At 72.1% G+C, this 15,247-nt stretch carries 12 protein-coding genes; 5 read left to right on the top strand and 7 right to left on the bottom strand.

Annotated elements, in window-relative coordinates; genetic code table 11:
* Positions 1-24: 24 nt before the first annotated feature.
* Genes ACEXQC_RS05595 through ACEXQC_RS05585 form a run of 3 tightly spaced genes read right to left on the bottom strand, consistent with a single transcriptional unit; the run spans position 25 to position 2,928 of the window.
* Positions 25-885, bottom strand: coding sequence for an ABC transporter permease (locus ACEXQC_RS05595; RefSeq protein ID WP_374819341.1), 861 nt, complete (start codon positions 883-885; stop codon positions 25-27).
* Positions 886-889: 4 nt separating this feature from the next.
* Entirely contained in the window at positions 890-1,663 is a 774-nt protein-coding gene (locus ACEXQC_RS05590; protein WP_374819339.1) for an ABC transporter ATP-binding protein, read from the bottom strand.
* Between the two features lie 8 nt (positions 1,664-1,671).
* Positions 1,672-2,928 carry an amidohydrolase family protein gene (locus ACEXQC_RS05585; protein ID WP_374819337.1) on the bottom strand — a complete coding sequence of 419 codons (1,257 nt, stop codon included), beginning with the start codon at positions 2,926-2,928 and terminating at the stop codon, positions 1,672-1,674.
* Positions 2,929-3,112: 184 nt separating this feature from the next.
* Between ACEXQC_RS05585 and ACEXQC_RS05580 the strand changes: the two genes are divergently transcribed.
* Both ACEXQC_RS05580 and ACEXQC_RS05575 read left to right on the top strand, forming a co-directional pair.
* The gene (locus ACEXQC_RS05580) at positions 3,113-3,793 is read left to right on the top strand and encodes a helix-turn-helix domain-containing protein (protein WP_374819335.1); all 681 of its coding nucleotides are present in this window, start codon (positions 3,113-3,115) and stop codon (positions 3,791-3,793) included.
* The gene (locus ACEXQC_RS05575; RefSeq protein ID WP_374819333.1) at positions 3,790-4,779 is read left to right on the top strand and encodes a PDR/VanB family oxidoreductase; all 990 of its coding nucleotides are present in this window, start codon (positions 3,790-3,792) and stop codon (positions 4,777-4,779) included. Before ACEXQC_RS05580 ends, ACEXQC_RS05575 begins: the two co-directional genes overlap by 4 nt.
* Positions 4,780-4,806: 27 nt before the next feature.
* Here ACEXQC_RS05575 and ACEXQC_RS05570 read toward each other — a convergent pair whose 3' ends face one another.
* Positions 4,807-6,246, bottom strand: coding sequence for an amidohydrolase family protein (locus tag ACEXQC_RS05570; protein WP_374819331.1), 1,440 nt, complete (start codon positions 6,244-6,246; stop codon positions 4,807-4,809).
* Between the two features lie 52 nt (positions 6,247-6,298).
* Here ACEXQC_RS05570 and ACEXQC_RS05565 point away from each other — a divergent pair, with 52 nt between their 5' ends.
* Complete coding sequence (locus ACEXQC_RS05565; RefSeq protein WP_374819329.1) at positions 6,299-7,516, top strand: XdhC family protein; 1,218 nt, start codon at positions 6,299-6,301, stop codon at positions 7,514-7,516.
* A complete protein-coding gene (locus ACEXQC_RS05560) occupies positions 7,513-8,895 on the top strand; it encodes an 8-oxoguanine deaminase (RefSeq protein ID WP_374819327.1) in 1,383 nt (460 codons plus the stop codon). Before ACEXQC_RS05565 ends, ACEXQC_RS05560 begins: the two co-directional genes overlap by 4 nt.
* 153 nt (positions 8,896-9,048) lie before the next feature.
* On the opposite strand, the gene ACEXQC_RS05555 is transcribed toward ACEXQC_RS05560, so the two are convergent.
* Positions 9,049-9,900, bottom strand: a complete 852-nt coding sequence (locus ACEXQC_RS05555; protein ID WP_374819325.1) for a LysE/ArgO family amino acid transporter — start codon at positions 9,898-9,900, stop codon at positions 9,049-9,051.
* A gap of 69 nt (positions 9,901-9,969) precedes the next feature.
* Between ACEXQC_RS05555 and ACEXQC_RS05550 the strand changes: the two genes are divergently transcribed.
* On the top strand, positions 9,970-11,169 hold the full coding sequence (locus tag ACEXQC_RS05550) for an ArgP/LysG family DNA-binding transcriptional regulator (protein ID WP_374819323.1): 1,200 nt from the start codon (positions 9,970-9,972) through the stop codon (positions 11,167-11,169).
* A gap of 92 nt (positions 11,170-11,261) precedes the next feature.
* On the opposite strand, the gene ACEXQC_RS05545 is transcribed toward ACEXQC_RS05550, so the two are convergent.
* A complete protein-coding gene (locus tag ACEXQC_RS05545) occupies positions 11,262-14,126 on the bottom strand; it encodes a molybdopterin-dependent oxidoreductase (protein WP_374819321.1) in 2,865 nt (954 codons plus the stop codon).
* Positions 14,123-15,127, bottom strand: coding sequence for an FAD binding domain-containing protein (locus ACEXQC_RS05540; RefSeq protein WP_374819319.1), 1,005 nt, complete (start codon positions 15,125-15,127; stop codon positions 14,123-14,125). The genes ACEXQC_RS05545 and ACEXQC_RS05540 overlap by 4 nt, the downstream gene beginning before the upstream one ends.
* Positions 15,128-15,247: the final 120 nt, after the last annotated feature.

Genomic DNA, 15,247 nt, shown 5'->3' with positions numbered 1-15,247 from the left:
TGTGGGACGGTCGGGGGCTGCTGGTCAGTTGGCGCTGAAGTCGTACCACTTGCCGACGACGCGCTTGCCGAGCCAGCCGAAGAGCGCGAAGATCACGACGCCGAAGAGCGAGGCCGTGATGATGGCCGCGAAGAGCTCGGCCGACTGCACGCGCGACTGGTAGTTCGAGATGAGCGATCCGAGGCCGGGCTCACCGCGGCGGAAGAAGTAGTCGCCCACGATGGCGCCCACCACCGCGAGGCCCGCCGAGATGCGCATGCCCGCGAAGATCGCCGGGAGCGCTGCGGGGAACTCGAGCTTGGTGAGCACGGTCCAGCGGCCGGCCTTCTGCAGCTGGAACAGCTCGCGCTGGCCCTTGTCGACCGACTGCAGCCCGAACAGCGTGTTCGACACCATGGGGAACAGCGCGATCATGATGCACACGATGATGCGGGCGGGGTAGTCGAAGCCGAACCAGAAGCCGATGAGAGGCACTAGGGCGAGGATCGGGATGCACTGCAGGATGACGGCGTAGGGGAACAGGGAGCGCTCGATCCAGCGCGCCTGCGACATGGCGACGGCCCACACCACGCCGATCACGATGGCGATGGCGAGCCCCACGAGCGCCACCACGGCGGTGCGCCCGAGGGCGACCATGATGTCGCTGAAGACATCGGGCTGGAAGAAGGCCTCGGTGAAGATCTCGTGCGGGGGAGGCAGCAGGAAGCGGCGCTGCTCGTCGAGGAAGACGTACGAGACGAGGTACCAGAGCGCGATGATGCCGAGGGCCACGAGGAGCGGCGGCACCCATACGGTGCTCTTCCTGCTGGCCGTGCGCACGGTGGCGGGCTGCAGAGGTGTGCGGGCCTTCGCCGGCGCGGGGGGAGTGGAGGTGGTCACGGTCATGCTCCTAGTGGTGGCCTTCGCGGAGGGCGTGCGATACCTGACCGCAGAGCTCGGCGAACTCGGCGGTGAAGCGGATCTCGGGGTCGCGGGGGAAGGGGAACTCCACGGGGAAGGTGTCGACGATCTTTCCCGGACGTCCCGACATGACCACGACCTTCGTGGAGAGGTAGACGGCCTCCGAGACGGAGTGCGTGATGAAGAGCCCGGCGAACTGCTGCTCGGTGAAGAGCTTGATGAGCTCGTCGTTGAGGCGCTCGCGGGTGATCTCGTCGAGGGCGCCGAACGGCTCGTCGAAGAGGAACAGCTCGGGGTCGAGGGTGAGGCTCCTGGCGAGGCTCGTGCGCATCTTCATGCCGCCAGAGAGGGTGCGCGGCAGGTGCTTCTCGAATCCGGTGAGGCCCACGAGGTCGATGGCCTCCTTGGCGGTCGAGCGGCGCTTGGCCTTCGGCACACCGTTGAGCTCGGCGAGCAGCTCCACGTTCGACTGCACGTCTCGCCAGGGCAGCAGGGTCGCATCCTGGAACACGTAGCCGATGCGCGAGGTGTCGACCTGGGTGACGCCCTCGGTGGCGGGCGTCAGGCCGGAGGCGATGCGGAGGAGCGTGGACTTGCCGCAGCCGGAGGGGCCGACGACGGTCACGAACTCGCCGCGGTTCACGGTGAGCGAGACGCCGGAGAGCGCGGTGGTGCCGTTCGGGAACGTCATCGCGACGTCCTCGAAGTGCAACAGCTGGTCGGTGGTCGTCGCTGGGGCGACGGGGGGAGCTGCGATGGACACGGAGCTTCTCACCTCGTTTCGTGGAGGGTTCGGGTGGGGGACAGGGTGGGGGCGGCGATGCTCTTGACCACGCGGCTCTCGGCCACGAGGCGGCCGGCGTGCACCACGAAGCGGTCGGCGGAGGCATTCGCCACCACCTCGGCGAGGTCGGAGCCGCGCACGGCGAGGAGTTCGGCCTTGGCACCGACGGCGACGCCGGCCTCGGGGAGGCCCATCACATCGCGGGCCCCGGTGCTCACGGCCGAGTACGCCTCGTGGAGCGTGAGGTGGCCGGCGGTCACGAGCAGCGAGACGGTCTCGAGGGCGTCGCTGCGGCCCACGGGGTTGAAGGGATCGCGCACGTTGTCGGCGCCCGCGCCGAGTCGGGCGCCGGCGTCGAGCAGCTCGCGCACGGCGGTGAGGCCGCGCGGGGTGCCCACGGGGTCTCCCCAGCCCTGCAGGTAGAGGTTGGTGATGGGGAGGGCCACGATGCCGATGTCGCTCCGCACGATCTCGCGGATGACCTCGTCGCGGTCGGCCGGGGCGAGCATGCCGAGGCGCACGCAGTGCCCCGCGGTGACGGGGCGGCTCCGCGGCCAGTCGCGCACGAGCCCGGCGAGGGTGAGCAGGGTGTCCGGGCCGTGCAGGCTCTCGTCGGTGTGCAGGTCGACACCCACTCCGCGCTGCTCGGCGAGGGCGAGGAGGCGGCGCAGGTCTCCATCGGGGTCATCGGCGAGGTGGGGGGCGCCGCCCACGAGGTCCACGCCGAGGTCGAGCGCCTCGAGCACCTGCTCGTCGGGCATGGTGGGGCCGGCGAGGGCCACGAGCTCGAGGTCGAGGAGCCCGCTCAGCTCATCCCGCACCCGGCTGAGGGCGCGCACGCCGCGCATCGGGTCGTCGCCCTGCAGCAGGTCGACGTGGCAGCGGATGGCCGTGGTGCCGTTCTGCAGCATCGCGAGGGCCTGGCGGCGGGCGCGGTCGGCGATCTCCTCGGTGGTCATGGTGGCGGCGTAGCGCTTCCACGACTCGATGGCGAGGCCGAGGTCGCCGAGCGGGGGCTGGATCGGATCCCACGAGAGGGCTTTGTCGAGGTGGGCGTGGGGGTCGGCCGGGGCCGGGAGGAGGAGGAAGCCGTCGAGGTCGAGGGAGTCGGGGCCGTGCTGCCCGGCCGTTCCTGCCGGCGAGACCGCGGTGACCGTGTCGCCCGTGATCTCGACGTCGACACGGCGGCCATCGGCGAGCGTCGCACCTGTGAGGGTGCGGAGGGGGCGGGGGAGCGACGTCATCGAGGTGGGGCTCCCTGCTCGGTCGGGTGGTGATGGCTCGAAGCGTGATGGCTCGGAGTGTGGTGGCTCGGATGTTGATGGCTTCAACACGGGCCACGCTACGGACGGCTCGTTTCCATCGCGTAACGCAAAGATTTCGCCATGTAAATTGCGTGCCGAGCCGATTTCGCACCGAGCCCTCTTCGTGGTTACTGTCTGTCTTGACCGTTGCCGTCTCGACCACCGCCGATCCGCACCCCGCTGTGCGCGACCCGCCCGAAAGGGGCGCACCATCCCATCCGGAAGCCTCGCCCTCGACGAGCAGACCGAGCGCCTCGGTGCGCGCATCCGCTCGTTCCGGCAAGCGCGCGGGCTCACGCTCGTGGAGCTCGCGCGGCTCGCCGGGCTCTCGCATCCGTTCCTCAGCCAGCTCGAACGGGGGCAGGCGCGGCCGAGCATGGTGTCGCTCGAGCGCATCGCGCGAGCGCTCGGCTCGAGCCAGATCGAGCTCATCGCCGCGGCGACCGACGACCTCGTGCCGCCCTCGGGCACCGGGCGGGTGTCGATGGTGCGGCGGCTGGAGGGGCCGCAGGGGCCGTTCGGCGGTGGGGAGGCGCGCATCCTCGTGCACGGGGATGTGGGGTTCGTGCCGATGGAGTTCCGGGGGTCGAATCGCGAGCCCGGGGAGTTCTACACGCACGAGGAGGACGAGTTCCTTCATGTGGTGAGCGGATCGGTGCTCGTGGACCTGGCCGACGAGGGGGAGTTCGAGCTCGAGCGGGGCGACTCGATCCACTACGCGGGGGGCACGCTGCACCGGTGGTGGTCGCTCGACGCGGAGGAGTACCACCTGCTGATCGTGAAGGAGCGGAGGGCCGGGTCGTGAGCGGGGGTGCTGCGGGTGGTGCCGGCGCTCTGCTCGGGGAGTTTGATGTTGTCGTGCACGACGCGCGGGTCGTGGCGATCGACGTGCTGCTGCTCGACCTGAGGGCGCCCGACGGGTCGGCGCTGCCGGCCTGGTCGCCCGGTGCCCACCTCGACGTGCAGGTGCAGCCGGGGGTGTCGCGGCAGTACTCGCTGTGCGGTGACCCCGCGGATCCGTCGCGGTACCTCGTGGCTGTGCTGCGCGAGCCCGACGGGCGCGGCGGATCGGAGCACGTGCACACGCACGTCTCGCCGGGCACCGTGCTGCGGGTGCGCGCGCCCCAGAACCACTTCGAGCTCGTGCCGCCCGCGCCTGGCGCGTCGTACCTGTTCGTGGCCGGTGGCATCGGCATCACGCCGCTCCTGTCGATGATGCGCGCGGTGGCTCAGGCCGGTGCGCCGTTCCGGTTGGAGTACGCGGGGCGCGCGCTCGAGCGCATGCCGTTCGTCGACGAGCTCGTGGCCGAGTTCGGTGAGCGCGTGTCTGTGCACACCGGCCAGGAGGGGCGACGGATCGACCTCTCGGCGCTCGACGTGCCGCCCGGAACGCTCGTCTACTGCTGCGGGCCGGCGCGCATGCTCACGGAGCTCGAGGCGCTCGCCGCCTCGGTGGAGTGGCCTGCAGGCACGCTGCACCTCGAGCGCTTCGAGGCGCGGGAGGTGGCCGAGCCCGTGCGGCACGAGTCGTTCGAGGTGGAGCTCGAGCTCACCGGAACGACCGTGACGGTGCCGCCCGATCGCAGCATCCTCGACGTGGTGGAGGAGGCCGGGGTGCTCGTGCTCTCGTCGTGTCGCGAGGGCACGTGCGGCACGTGCGAGACGCCCGTGGTGTCGGGCGAGGTCGATCACCGGGACTCGGTGCTCACGCCCGAGGAGCAGGACGCGAACGAGACGATGATGATCTGCGTCTCGCGCGCCGCCTGCCCCCGCCTCGTCCTAGAGCTCTGAGCCGGTTCCCGTGTGCCGGCGCGCGGGTCAGCGGGCTCGGCGGGTGGCGAGGAGGGTGGTGAGGTCGGCCGCGAGGGTGCGTTCGTCGTGCTCCACGAGCTGGTAGTCGCGCACCACCACGCGGCCTGCCACCACCACGTGCTTCGGGCGGCGGCCTGGCGACGCCCAGAGCAGGCCGGCGACCGGATCGGCGACGCCCGCATCCGCCACGCCCGAGACATCCCACACGCAGAGGTCGGCGGCAGCCCCCGGTCGCAGGTGGCCGAGTTCGGGGCGGCCGAGGCCCGTGGCCGATCCCTCCATGGCCATCGCGAGCACCTCTCGGGCCGGGATCGCGGGCCCCACGAGCGGCGCGACCTGCAGGGCCAGCCGGGCATCCGCCAGCAGGTGCCCCGCATCGTTGCTGCCGCCGCCGCTCGTGCCGAGTCCCACCGCGATGCCGGCCTCGCGGAGAGCGGCGACCGGCGCGATGCCCCAGCCCATCGGCAGGTCGCAGCCGGGGGCGTGCGTGGCGGTGACGCCGCGGGAGGCGAGCAGCGCGATCTCGTCGGGGGTCACGGCGCAGAGGTGGGCGAGGGTCACGTCGTCGGCGAGCCAGCCCCACTCGTCGAGGAGGTCGATGGGGCGGCGGCCGTACTTCTCGAGGGCGATGGCCACGTCGACCTGCTCGTTGGCCTGGGTGCGGCGGCGCAGTCCGCGTCTCGCCGCTACCTCGCCGAGCAGGCGGAAGGTCTCCTCGCTGTCGCTGTGCACCCCGGCGGGGCCCACCGCGAGCTGGACGAGGCCGTCGGCCGAGACTCCGCTGGGGGTGCCGCCGCTGGAGGTGTCACCACTGGGGGTGTCACCGAGGAGGGCCTGGGCGATGGCGTCGGCCGAGAGGGCGGCGGCCTCGGGGTCGTCGCGGGCGGATCCGCGCACGAAGGCGAGGCGGCCGCCGAGCTCGCGGGCGGCCGCGGCGGTGGCGCGCGCGATGGCGACGGAGAGCTCGGGGCCGGTGCTCGACGGCCAGGTGAGGTGGTGGTCGGCCACGGTGGTGACTCCGCTCAGCAGCCCCTCGGCCACGCCCGCTCGTGCTGCAGCGGCGGCGAGTTCGGGGTCGATGCCCACGGCGGCGTAGGCGGCGGCCATGGTGGGCAGCCACACGTGCATCGGCACACCGCGCGTGCCGGGCAGGGTGCGGAAGGCGGTCTGCAGCAGGTGGTGGTGGGCGTTGACGAGGCCGGGGGTCACGATGCATCCGGAGGCGTCGAGGTACTCGGGTGCATCTGCGCTGGCTGCGCCGGTCGCGCTGGTCCCGCTGGCGGCGCTTGTCCCGCCGGTCCCGCTGGCCGTGCTGGTCGCGCTCGCCGCGTCGGGCACCGCGGGGGAACCGGGAGCGGGTACCGTCGTGCCCACGGTGAAGTCGCCCGGGCCTCGTTCGGTGGTGGAGTCGATCACGATCCGCAGAGCGTCCTGGATGATGAGCATGCGGAATTTCTAACACGCTCATGTGTCAGGCTGATGTCGAACGGAGGGCCCGATGCTCGAACTCGCAGCCGCACTGCTGGAGTCGCTCGCGGCCGGGCGCCGGCTGGCCGTGGCCACGGTGGTCTCGGTCGACGGCAGTGCGCCCCGTGCCCTCGGCACCTCGATGGCGGTCGACGACACCGGGCGCGTGATCGGCAGCATCTCGGGCGGATGCGTCGAAGGCGCCGTCTACGAGGCGTGCGAACGCGTGCTGTCGACGGGGGATGGCGAGATCTGCGCGTTCGGGTTCACGGATGCCGATGCGTTCGCGGTGGGCCTGACCTGCGGCGGTCGCATCACGGTCGCCGTGCAGGAGCTCGGCCTCCCCGGAGCCCGCAACGCCGCACCCCCTGCGCTCCTCGCGGAGCTGGCCCGTGCCCGCGACACCCTCCCGGCCGCCCTCGCGATCCTCCTCCCCACCGGCGCCGCGCCCGAAGCCACCCCCGCCGCATCCGACGTCCCCACCCCCACCTCGACTTCCGCCACTTCGCCCGGGGTGGCGCAGGGCGGGATGCGGGTGGTGGTGGCGCACGGGGAGACCGATCGGGCCGAGGGTGTGCCCGAGGGGGATCGGCGGGTGCTCGGCGAGCTCCGGGCGGCGCTGCATCGCGGGCGCACCGAGCGGCGGGACGTCGAGTGCGAGGGCGTGCTGCGGGAGGCCGCGCTGGTCGTGGCGGCGGCGCCTCCGCGGATGATCGTGTTCGGGGCCGTCGACTTCTCGGTGGCGCTCTCGAACGCGGCCGCCCTTCTCGGCTACCGAGTGACGGTGTGCGACGCGCGTCCGGTGTTCGCCACGCCCGATCGCTTCCCGAACGCTCAGGTCGTCACCCGCTGGCCCACCGACTACCTCGCGGCCACCGAGGTCGACGAGCGCACGGTCATCTGCATCCTCACCCACGACGACAAGTTCGACATCCCGCTCATCGAAGCAGCCCTCGCGCTGCCGGTGGCCTTCGTGGGCGCCATGGGGTCGCGCACCACCCACGAACGCCGCCTCGCCGCCCTCCGCGAGAGGGGCCTCGACGACGCCGCCCTCGCCTCCCTGCACTCGCCCATCGGCCTCGACCTCGGCGGGTCGACCCCCGAGGAGACGGCGATCGCCATCCTGGCCGAGGTCATCGCCGTGCGGAACGGTGCCGCCGGGTCTCCGCTGCGTGACACCGAGGGCCCGATCCACCGCCCGTCCGCTCCGGTTCCGACAACTCATGAATCGAAAGGATCGCCTGCGTGACACCCGACACCTCCCGCACCGTCATCGAGAACGCGTACATCGCGACGGTGGACAGAGCCGGAACGGAATACGAGTCCGGACACGTGGTGATCGAGGGCGACGCGATCGTAGCAGTGGGCCCCGGGGCGGCGCCGTCGTGGTCTCTCGAGCCGAGCGCATCCGTCACCCGCATCGACGGCACCGGGCACCTGCTCACACCCGGGCTCATCAACACCCATCACCACCTCTACCAGTGGCTCACGCGCGGTGTCGCGCAGGACGCGATCCTGTTCGACTGGCTCACAGCGCTCTACCCCACGTGGGCGCGCATCACCGCCGACACCGTGGGCCCGGGAGCTCTCGGTGGGCTCGCCGTGGGGGCGCTCTCGGGGTGCACGACCATGGGTGACCACCACTACGTGTTCCCGCGCGGCTCGGGCGACATCCTCGGGTCGATCGTCGACGCGGCGTCCCAGGTGGGGGTGCGCCTGCACGCCACGCGCGGGTCGATGGATCTCGGGCGCTCCCAGGGCGGCCTCCCGCCCGACTTCGCGGTCGAGACGACGGCCGCGGCTCTCGCGGCGAGTGCGGAGGCGGTGGAGCGGTTCCACGATCCGTCGCGCGCCGCCACGGTCAAGATCGCCCTCGCGCCGTGCTCGCCGTTCTCGGTGACCGCCGATCTGCTGCGCGAATCCGCGGTGCTCGCCCGTTCGCTGCCGGGTGCGGTGCGTTTGCACACGCACGGTTCGGAGACGGTGGAGGAGGATGCGTTCTGCCTCGAGCGCTTCGGCCGCACCCCCACTCAGTACCTCGACGACCTCGGCTGGCTCGGCGACGACGTGTGGATGGCGCACTGCGTGCACCTCGACGACGACGCGATCGGGCGGTTCGCCGCCACGGGAACGGGGGTTGCGCACTGCCCCTCCTCGAACGCGCGACTGGCGGCGGGCATCGCGCCCGTGCCGCAGCTGCTCGCGGCGGGGGTGCCGGTGGGGCTCGGCGTCGACGGATCGGCGTCGAACGAGTCGGGCCGGCTCGATGCCGAGGTGCGGATGGCGGTGCTCGCGGGTCGGCTGCGGGGAGGGGCCGGTGCGGTGAGCGGGCGGGATGCTCTGCGCATGGCGACGATGGGCGGCGCGCGGGTGCTCGGGCGGTCGGCCGAGCTGGGGTCGCTCGAGGTGGGCAAGCTCGCGGATGTGGCGCTGTGGAAGGTGGATGGCGTGGAGCACGCCGGGATCGCCGACCCCGTGGCCGCGCTCACGCTGGGGGCGCCGCCGCCGTTGGCGCTGCTGCTCGTGGGTGGGGCGGCTGTGGTGCGCGACGGCGCACTGGTGCGGGTGGATGCGGATTCGGTGGCGCGGGGAGTGGCCGCGGCCGTCGGGGTGCTGCGCGAGGCGTGAGGTGGACTCGGGCCCGGCCCGGAGCCGCGCGGAGGGTGAAGCCACCGCGGAGTTGCGCGGGGCGCGACGAGGAGTCGTGGCACTCGCCGATGCCCGGCAGCGAGGGATCGAGTGCGAGCCGCGGGCTGCCCGATGCCGGAGACAGGCCTTCCCTCAGAGGCCCAGGAGGAGCGAGGCGGCGATCCCGAGCATCATGAGGGCGATGATGCCGTCGAGGATGCGCCAGGCGATGGGCTTGGCGAAGACCGGGCGAAGCAGGCGCGCGCCGTAGCCGAGGGCGGTGAACCACAGCACGCTCGCCACGGCGGCGCCGATGCCGAAGATCCAGCGGGAGTCGCCGTGGGTGCTCGCGACCGACCCGAGGAGCACCACGGTGTCGAGGTACACGTGCGGGTTGAGCCAGGTGAGGGCGAGCGCGGTGAGGATGGCGGCCGCGAGACCGCCCGCCTGCAGCCGGGCCCGCAGGCCTTTGGCTCCGGTGGCGGTGGCATGGGGCTGAGCACCGTGCAGATCTCTTGCGTACGTAGTGGGGGCCGCGGTTGGAACGGTGGCAATGGAAGCGTCGGCGGTGGGGGCGGTAGCGGCGGGGGTGCCGGCCCGTGCGGGGGCGTCGGCGTCGGCGGGAGTGCCGGCGTCGGCGGGGGTGCCGGCATGTGCGGGGGCGGGGGCGTCGGGGGTGAGGACGGCGGTGGGGCGGAAGGCGCGGCGGGCGGCGAGGAGGCCGTAGACGACGAGGAAGGCGGCGCCGCCGATGCGGGCGGCGATGAGCAGGGCGGGCGCGCGCTCGACGAGCACGCCGATGCCACCGATGCCGAGGGCGATGAGGATGACGTCGGAGATCGCGCACACCGCGACGACCGCCAGCACGTGGCGGCGCAGCAGCCCCTGGCGCAGCACGAAGGCGTTCTGGGCGCCGATGGCGACGATGAGCGAGAGGCCGAACCCGAGACCGGCGAGGGCGGCCAGGGGATCGAGCGGGGCGAGCTGCGCGGCAGAGAGGATCACCCTTGCAACGTAAGCCGAGGTAGGAAACCAGTCCAGCTAATGTTTCTACGCATCCATTAGCGTGGCTTCATGGAACTGGATCACGCACAGCTCGCGGCACTCAATGCCGCCGTCGGCGAGGGCACGTTCGAGGCGGCGGCGAGGCGGCTGCGGATCACGCCGTCGGCGGTCAGTCAGCGCATCCGGGCGCTCGAGAGCTCGGTCGGGCGGGTGCTGCTCACGCGCAGCAAGCCGATCCGAGCCACGGAGTCGGGCCAGGTGCTGCTGCGCCTGGCGAGGCAGCTCGACACCCTCACGGGCGATGTCGCGCGCGAGCTCGAGGTCTCGGGAGGCCGCCCAGATGAGTCCGCGGCGGATGCGGGATCCGGCCGTGCCCGGCCGCGCGTGCGGGTTCCGCTCGCGGTCAACGCGGACTCGTTAGCCACCTGGCTGCTGCCCGCGCTGGCGGGCCTGGCGGGCACGATCGACTTCGAGTTCCACCGCGAGGACGAGAGCCACACCACCTCCCTCCTCCGCGACGGCACGGTGATGGCGGCGGTCTCGGCAGTCGCCGAGCCCGTGCAGGGCTGCACCTCGACGCCCCTCGGAGTCATGCGCTACCGCCCGGTCGCCTCACGCGCCTTCGCCGCCCGCTGGTTCCCCGAACTAGCGCTTGCCGGACCCTCAGCCCACGGCGACGCTGTGAGCGGTGGTGGGGGTGCGCCCGGTGGTGGGAGTGCTGCCAGTGGACGCGGTGCGCCCGGTGGTGGGGGTGTGGCCGGTGGACGCCGTGCGATCGATGGTGAGGGTGACGGCGCTGCTGGCCGCGGCGGGGGCGCGCGACGGGTGGCGGTGGAATCGCTGCGGTGGGCTCCCGTGGTGGTGTTCGATCGGCGGGACGAACTGCAGGACGACTACCTGCGACTCCGCGCGACCGCCGCCGACGCCGCGACCGCAGAGGAGGCCGCAACCGCCGCTGGCGCCGCGGCCGACGTGGGCGCCGCGACCGCCGCTGGCGCCGAGCGCACAGCCCCGCTCACTCCGCCGCGGCACTTCGTGCCTGCCTCGGTCGACTTCGTGCGGGCGGTGGCGGCCGGGTACGGCTGGGGGATGGTTCCCGATGCCCAGCGCGACGCCCCCGGCCTGGACCTCGTCGACCTCGACCCGACGGCGCACCTCGACGTGCCCCTCTTCTGGCAGCAGTGGCAGCTCCGCACGCCCACCCTCGACCTCGTCGCCGCCACGGTGGCCACGGCCGCCCGCGCGGCCCTCCGCGCGCCCATCCGCTGATCGGAGCCGCGGCACCCCCGGAATATCACCCCGCGATCGCGCACCTGCCACCGAACAGCCGGAGCGGGTGGGGCTAGGGCGGGGGCGAGGCGTCAGGCGCGGAGCATCCTCCAGATGCGGTCTCGAGAGAGGGGGAGCTCGTGCGGGCGGGTGCCCGTAGCGTCGCGCACCGCGTTCGCGAGGGCCGCGGCCACGGGGTTGTAGGGGGCCTCGCTCATCGACTTGGCGCCGTAGGGGCCCACCGAGTCATCCGTCGCCGCGAACATCACCTCGGTCTCGGGCACGTCGACCATCTGCGGCACGTGGTAGCTGCGGAAGACCTGCGTCTTCACGAGGCCCTCGTCGAGGATCATCTCCTCGTACAGCGCCGATCCGATGGCCTGCGCCACCCCGCCCTCCACTTGCCCCCGCAGCTGCTCGGGGTTGATCACGAACCCCGCGTCTGCAGCGTGCACCGACTGCAGGATGCGCACCTCCCCGGTCTCCCGGTTCACGCCCACCCGGAACGCGTGCACATTGAACGCCAACGACCGCTTCGAGCCGTCTTCGCTGCCCGTGCCGGTGAGCGATCCGCCGGCCGCCTCCGCGATCGCAGCCAGCGGCACGAAGGTGTCGCCGATCCGCACACCATCGGCCTCGAGGTGCCCCTGACTCCACTCGCCGGCGATCTCCGAGGCCGTGCGCAGGATGGCGCCCTTGAGCGCCTCGCACGCCGCGTGCAGCGCCTTGCCCGCCACCACCGTGCCGGCGGAGCCGAACGCGCCGGTGTCGAACACCGCCGCATCCGTGTCCGACTGGCGCAGACGGATGCGGTCGGGGGTCGTGGCCAGGGCGCTCGAGGCGATCTGCGTGTGCACCGTGGTGGTGCCGTTGCCGAACTCGGAGGTGCCGATGCCCGCCGAGTACCCGCCGTCGGCGTCAAGTGTGATGCTCACCTCGGAGAAGTGGCCGCGGGGAGGCATCGTGGCGATCATGGTGGAGGCCATGCCCGTGCCGATCGACCACCCGGGGCCCGTGGGCGTCTCGACTCCGTTGCCGCGGGCGAGGGCCTGCTCGGTGAGGTCGAGGCACTGGTCGAGACCGTAGCTGCCGAAGACCAGGTCGTCGCCCTCGACGTGCGCTGCGACCAGTTGATCGCCCGGCCGCACCATGTTGATGCGCCGGAACTCGAACGGATCGATGCCCAGCTCCCGCGCGAGCTCGTCCATCGCCTGCTCCACGCCGAACACCACCTGCCCGAGGCCGTACCCGCGGAAGGCGCCCGAGGGGATGTTGTTCGTGTAGACGACCTCCGCATCCACCTTCTTGTTCGGTGCGTTGTAGAGGCTCACGGTCTCGCCCACGCTGTGGAACATGACGCCGGGGCCGTGGTTGCCGTAGGCGCCCGTGTCGCTCAGCACGTCGACGGCGAGAGCGGTGAGCCTGCCCTCGGCGTCGGCCGCCACCTCGACCGAGACCCGCATGGGGTGGCGGCAGGGGGCCAGCGTGAACTGGTCGGTGCGCGTGAACTCGAACTGCACGGGCCGGCCCGTGGCGAGCACGGCCGCGGCCACGACATCCTCGGTGAGGATCTCCTGCTTGCCGCCGAAGCCGCCGCCCACCCGGGCCGTGAAGACCCGCACCGCCGCCGGGTCGAGCTCGAAGATGTGCGCGATCTCGTCGCGCACCAGGAACGGCACCTGCGAACTCGTGCGGATGACGAGGCGCTGCTCCTCGTCGATCCACCCCACCGAGCCATGCGTCTCGAGCGAGGCGTGCGACACCCGGTGGGTCTCGTACGTGCCCGAGACCCTCGCCGCAGCGGCCGCGAACCCCTGCTCGACCGACCCGATCTCGGTGTGCACCGTGGCGATGACGTTGCGCTCCGGCTCGGCCACTCGGGATTCGCCCGGAGTCTTGTCGGCGTGCAGCAGAGGCGCGCCCGGGGAGCGGGCCTCCTCAGGGTCGAAGACCGCGGGGAGCACCTCGTAGTCGACCTCGATGAGGCGGCACGCGGCCTCGGCGAGGGCGACCGTGTCGGCCACGACCGCAGCGATGCGCTGACCGCGGAAGCGCACGACGGTGTCGAACAGTCGCGTGTCGTCGGGGTCGTCGGTGCGGAACTGGTGCCGCCCGGTGGAGTAGAGCCGCTCGGGGGAGTCGGCCGCCGTGAGCACGGCGTGCACTCCGGGGAGCGCCGCGGCAGCCTCGGTGCGCATGGCGAGGATGCGCGCGTGCGCGTGCGGGCTCTGCAGCAGCTTGAGGTGCGTGACGCCAGGAATGGCCACATCGAGCGTGTACGGCTCCCGCCCGCTCACGATCCGCGGCCCAGCGGGCGCCCCCACCGACGTGCCCACCGACTTCGGCGCACTGATGCTCGCCGGAGCCTCCACCGGCGCAACCGCTGCCTCCGCCTCGACCGGTGCCTCCGCCTCGACCGGCGCGACCGGCGCGACCGTCGCGGGGGAGGCCTGCGCGGCTCCGTGGCGCGCCGATCCGCAGAGCTCTGCACAGCCGCCGGAGCCCGCAGCGGAACCCGCCGCCGAGGCGCACACGCCCTGACGGATTGACGCCTCGATCGACCGGTACCCCGTGCACCGGCACAGGTTGCCCTTCATGGCCCGCGGCAGATCGTCGAGATCTGCGGGCTTGAGCGTGGTGGCCGTGACGACCATGCCCGCCGTGCAGAACCCGCACTGGAACCCCGCGTTCTCCACGAAGCTCTGCTGCACCGCACTCAGGTCACCGGGCTCGCCGAGCCCCGCCACCGTGGTGACCACCGAGTCCTCCACCCGGTACGCCGGCACCACGCACGAGTGCACGGCCATGCCGTCGACGATCACCGAGCATGCGCCACAATCGCCCGCGTCACAGCCCTTCTTGACCTCGAAGTGCCCCTGATCGCGGATGAAGGTGCGCAAGCACTGCCCGGGCGCCGGATCGGCCTCGAGCTGCTCTCCGTTCATGACGAACCTCATCGCTGCACCCCTCCCATGCCAGAACCCGAATCATCAGCACCAGCGCCAGCACCAGAACCAGCCCCCGCACCATCGCCGGCACCCGCACCAGAATCAGCGCCCGCACCAGAATCAGTGCCAGCACCGGAATCAGCGCCCGCACCGGCACCGGCACCCGCACCAGACCCCGCACCCGCTCCGGCCACCTCGTCCAGCACCTCCACCGCCAGCAGCGTCGACACGGCCTTCCGCCAGTCGGCCGCCCCGTGCGGATCGGTGAACCACGACTCGATCGCCTCCACATCCGCCGCCAGCGCCGACGCCGAGGGCAGCGACCCGTACCGCACCTGCTCGGGACGAACAGTGGCCCCCGACACCGTCAGCGTGAACGACCCATCCGGATCATGCCGCCCGATGATCACGGCCCCCGACCGCCCGAGCGGCGACAGAGCGATCTTGCGGTACCCCGTCACGGCGGCGAGCGACGAGCGCGGCACGATGAGCGACCGCAGCACATCTCCCGGCTGCAGCATGTTGGTCATGTTGCCTGTCACGAAGCTCGCCACCGGCATGCGCTCATCGCTCCCGTCGGCCCTCCAGATGACGGCGTCGGCATCGAGCCCGGAGAACAGCGACGTCATGGGGCCTGCGGGCAGCGACGCGCAGATGTTGCCGCCCACCGTGGCCACGTTCCACACCTTGAACGATCCGAGCAATGCCTCGCAGCACTGCCTGAACAGCGGATGCGCCGCCCACCCGTACGCATCCGGAAGCCCAGCGAGCTCAGCGATCAGACAGGTCGACGCCACCTCGAGGGCCCCTTCATCCGCCCCCGCCTCGGCCCCGAGGATCGTGAGCGAAGGCCACCGGAACGCCATGAGGTCGACGAGCGTGGTGAGGTGGTTCTGCGGCTCGGAGAACAGCCACGAGCCGCCCGCCAGGGGAGCCGCGGTCGCTCCGAGAGCGGCGAGGTCGTCGCGCCGGCGGGCCGGCAGGATGGCGGTAATGGTGTTCAGATCCACGACGATCTCCGTTCGAGGTCGAGTTGCTGTATCAGTAGACCGCAGCTATGTGTCCGAGATGTAACGACGACCCGTTTTGGGGGTAATCCGCCCGCCGACCGTGATTGTGCAGGAGAGGTC

Source organism: Herbiconiux liukaitaii, from assembly GCF_041927495.1.
GTDB lineage: Bacteria > Actinomycetota > Actinomycetes > Actinomycetales > Microbacteriaceae > Herbiconiux > Herbiconiux liukaitaii.
The sequence above is the reverse complement of the archived record's forward strand: the minus strand, read 5'-3'. Positions and strand labels throughout refer to the sequence as shown.

Coding starts and splice junctions, on each gene's coding strand:
- ACEXQC_RS05565 (WP_374819329.1), top strand. CDS start 6,299: ATGCTCGAACTCGCAGCCGCACTGCTGGAGTCGCTCGCGGCCGGGCGC.
- ACEXQC_RS05570 (WP_374819331.1), bottom strand. CDS start 6,246: ATGCTCATCATCCAGGACGCTCTGCGGATCGTGATCGACTCCACCACC.
- ACEXQC_RS05545 (WP_374819321.1), bottom strand. CDS start 14,126: ATGAGGTTCGTCATGAACGGAGAGCAGCTCGAGGCCGATCCGGCGCCC.
- ACEXQC_RS05550 (WP_374819323.1), top strand. CDS start 9,970: ATGGAACTGGATCACGCACAGCTCGCGGCACTCAATGCCGCCGTCGGC.
- ACEXQC_RS05595 (WP_374819341.1), bottom strand. CDS start 885: ATGACCGTGACCACCTCCACTCCCCCCGCGCCGGCGAAGGCCCGCACA.
- ACEXQC_RS05585 (WP_374819337.1), bottom strand. CDS start 2,928: ATGACGTCGCTCCCCCGCCCCCTCCGCACCCTCACAGGTGCGACGCTC.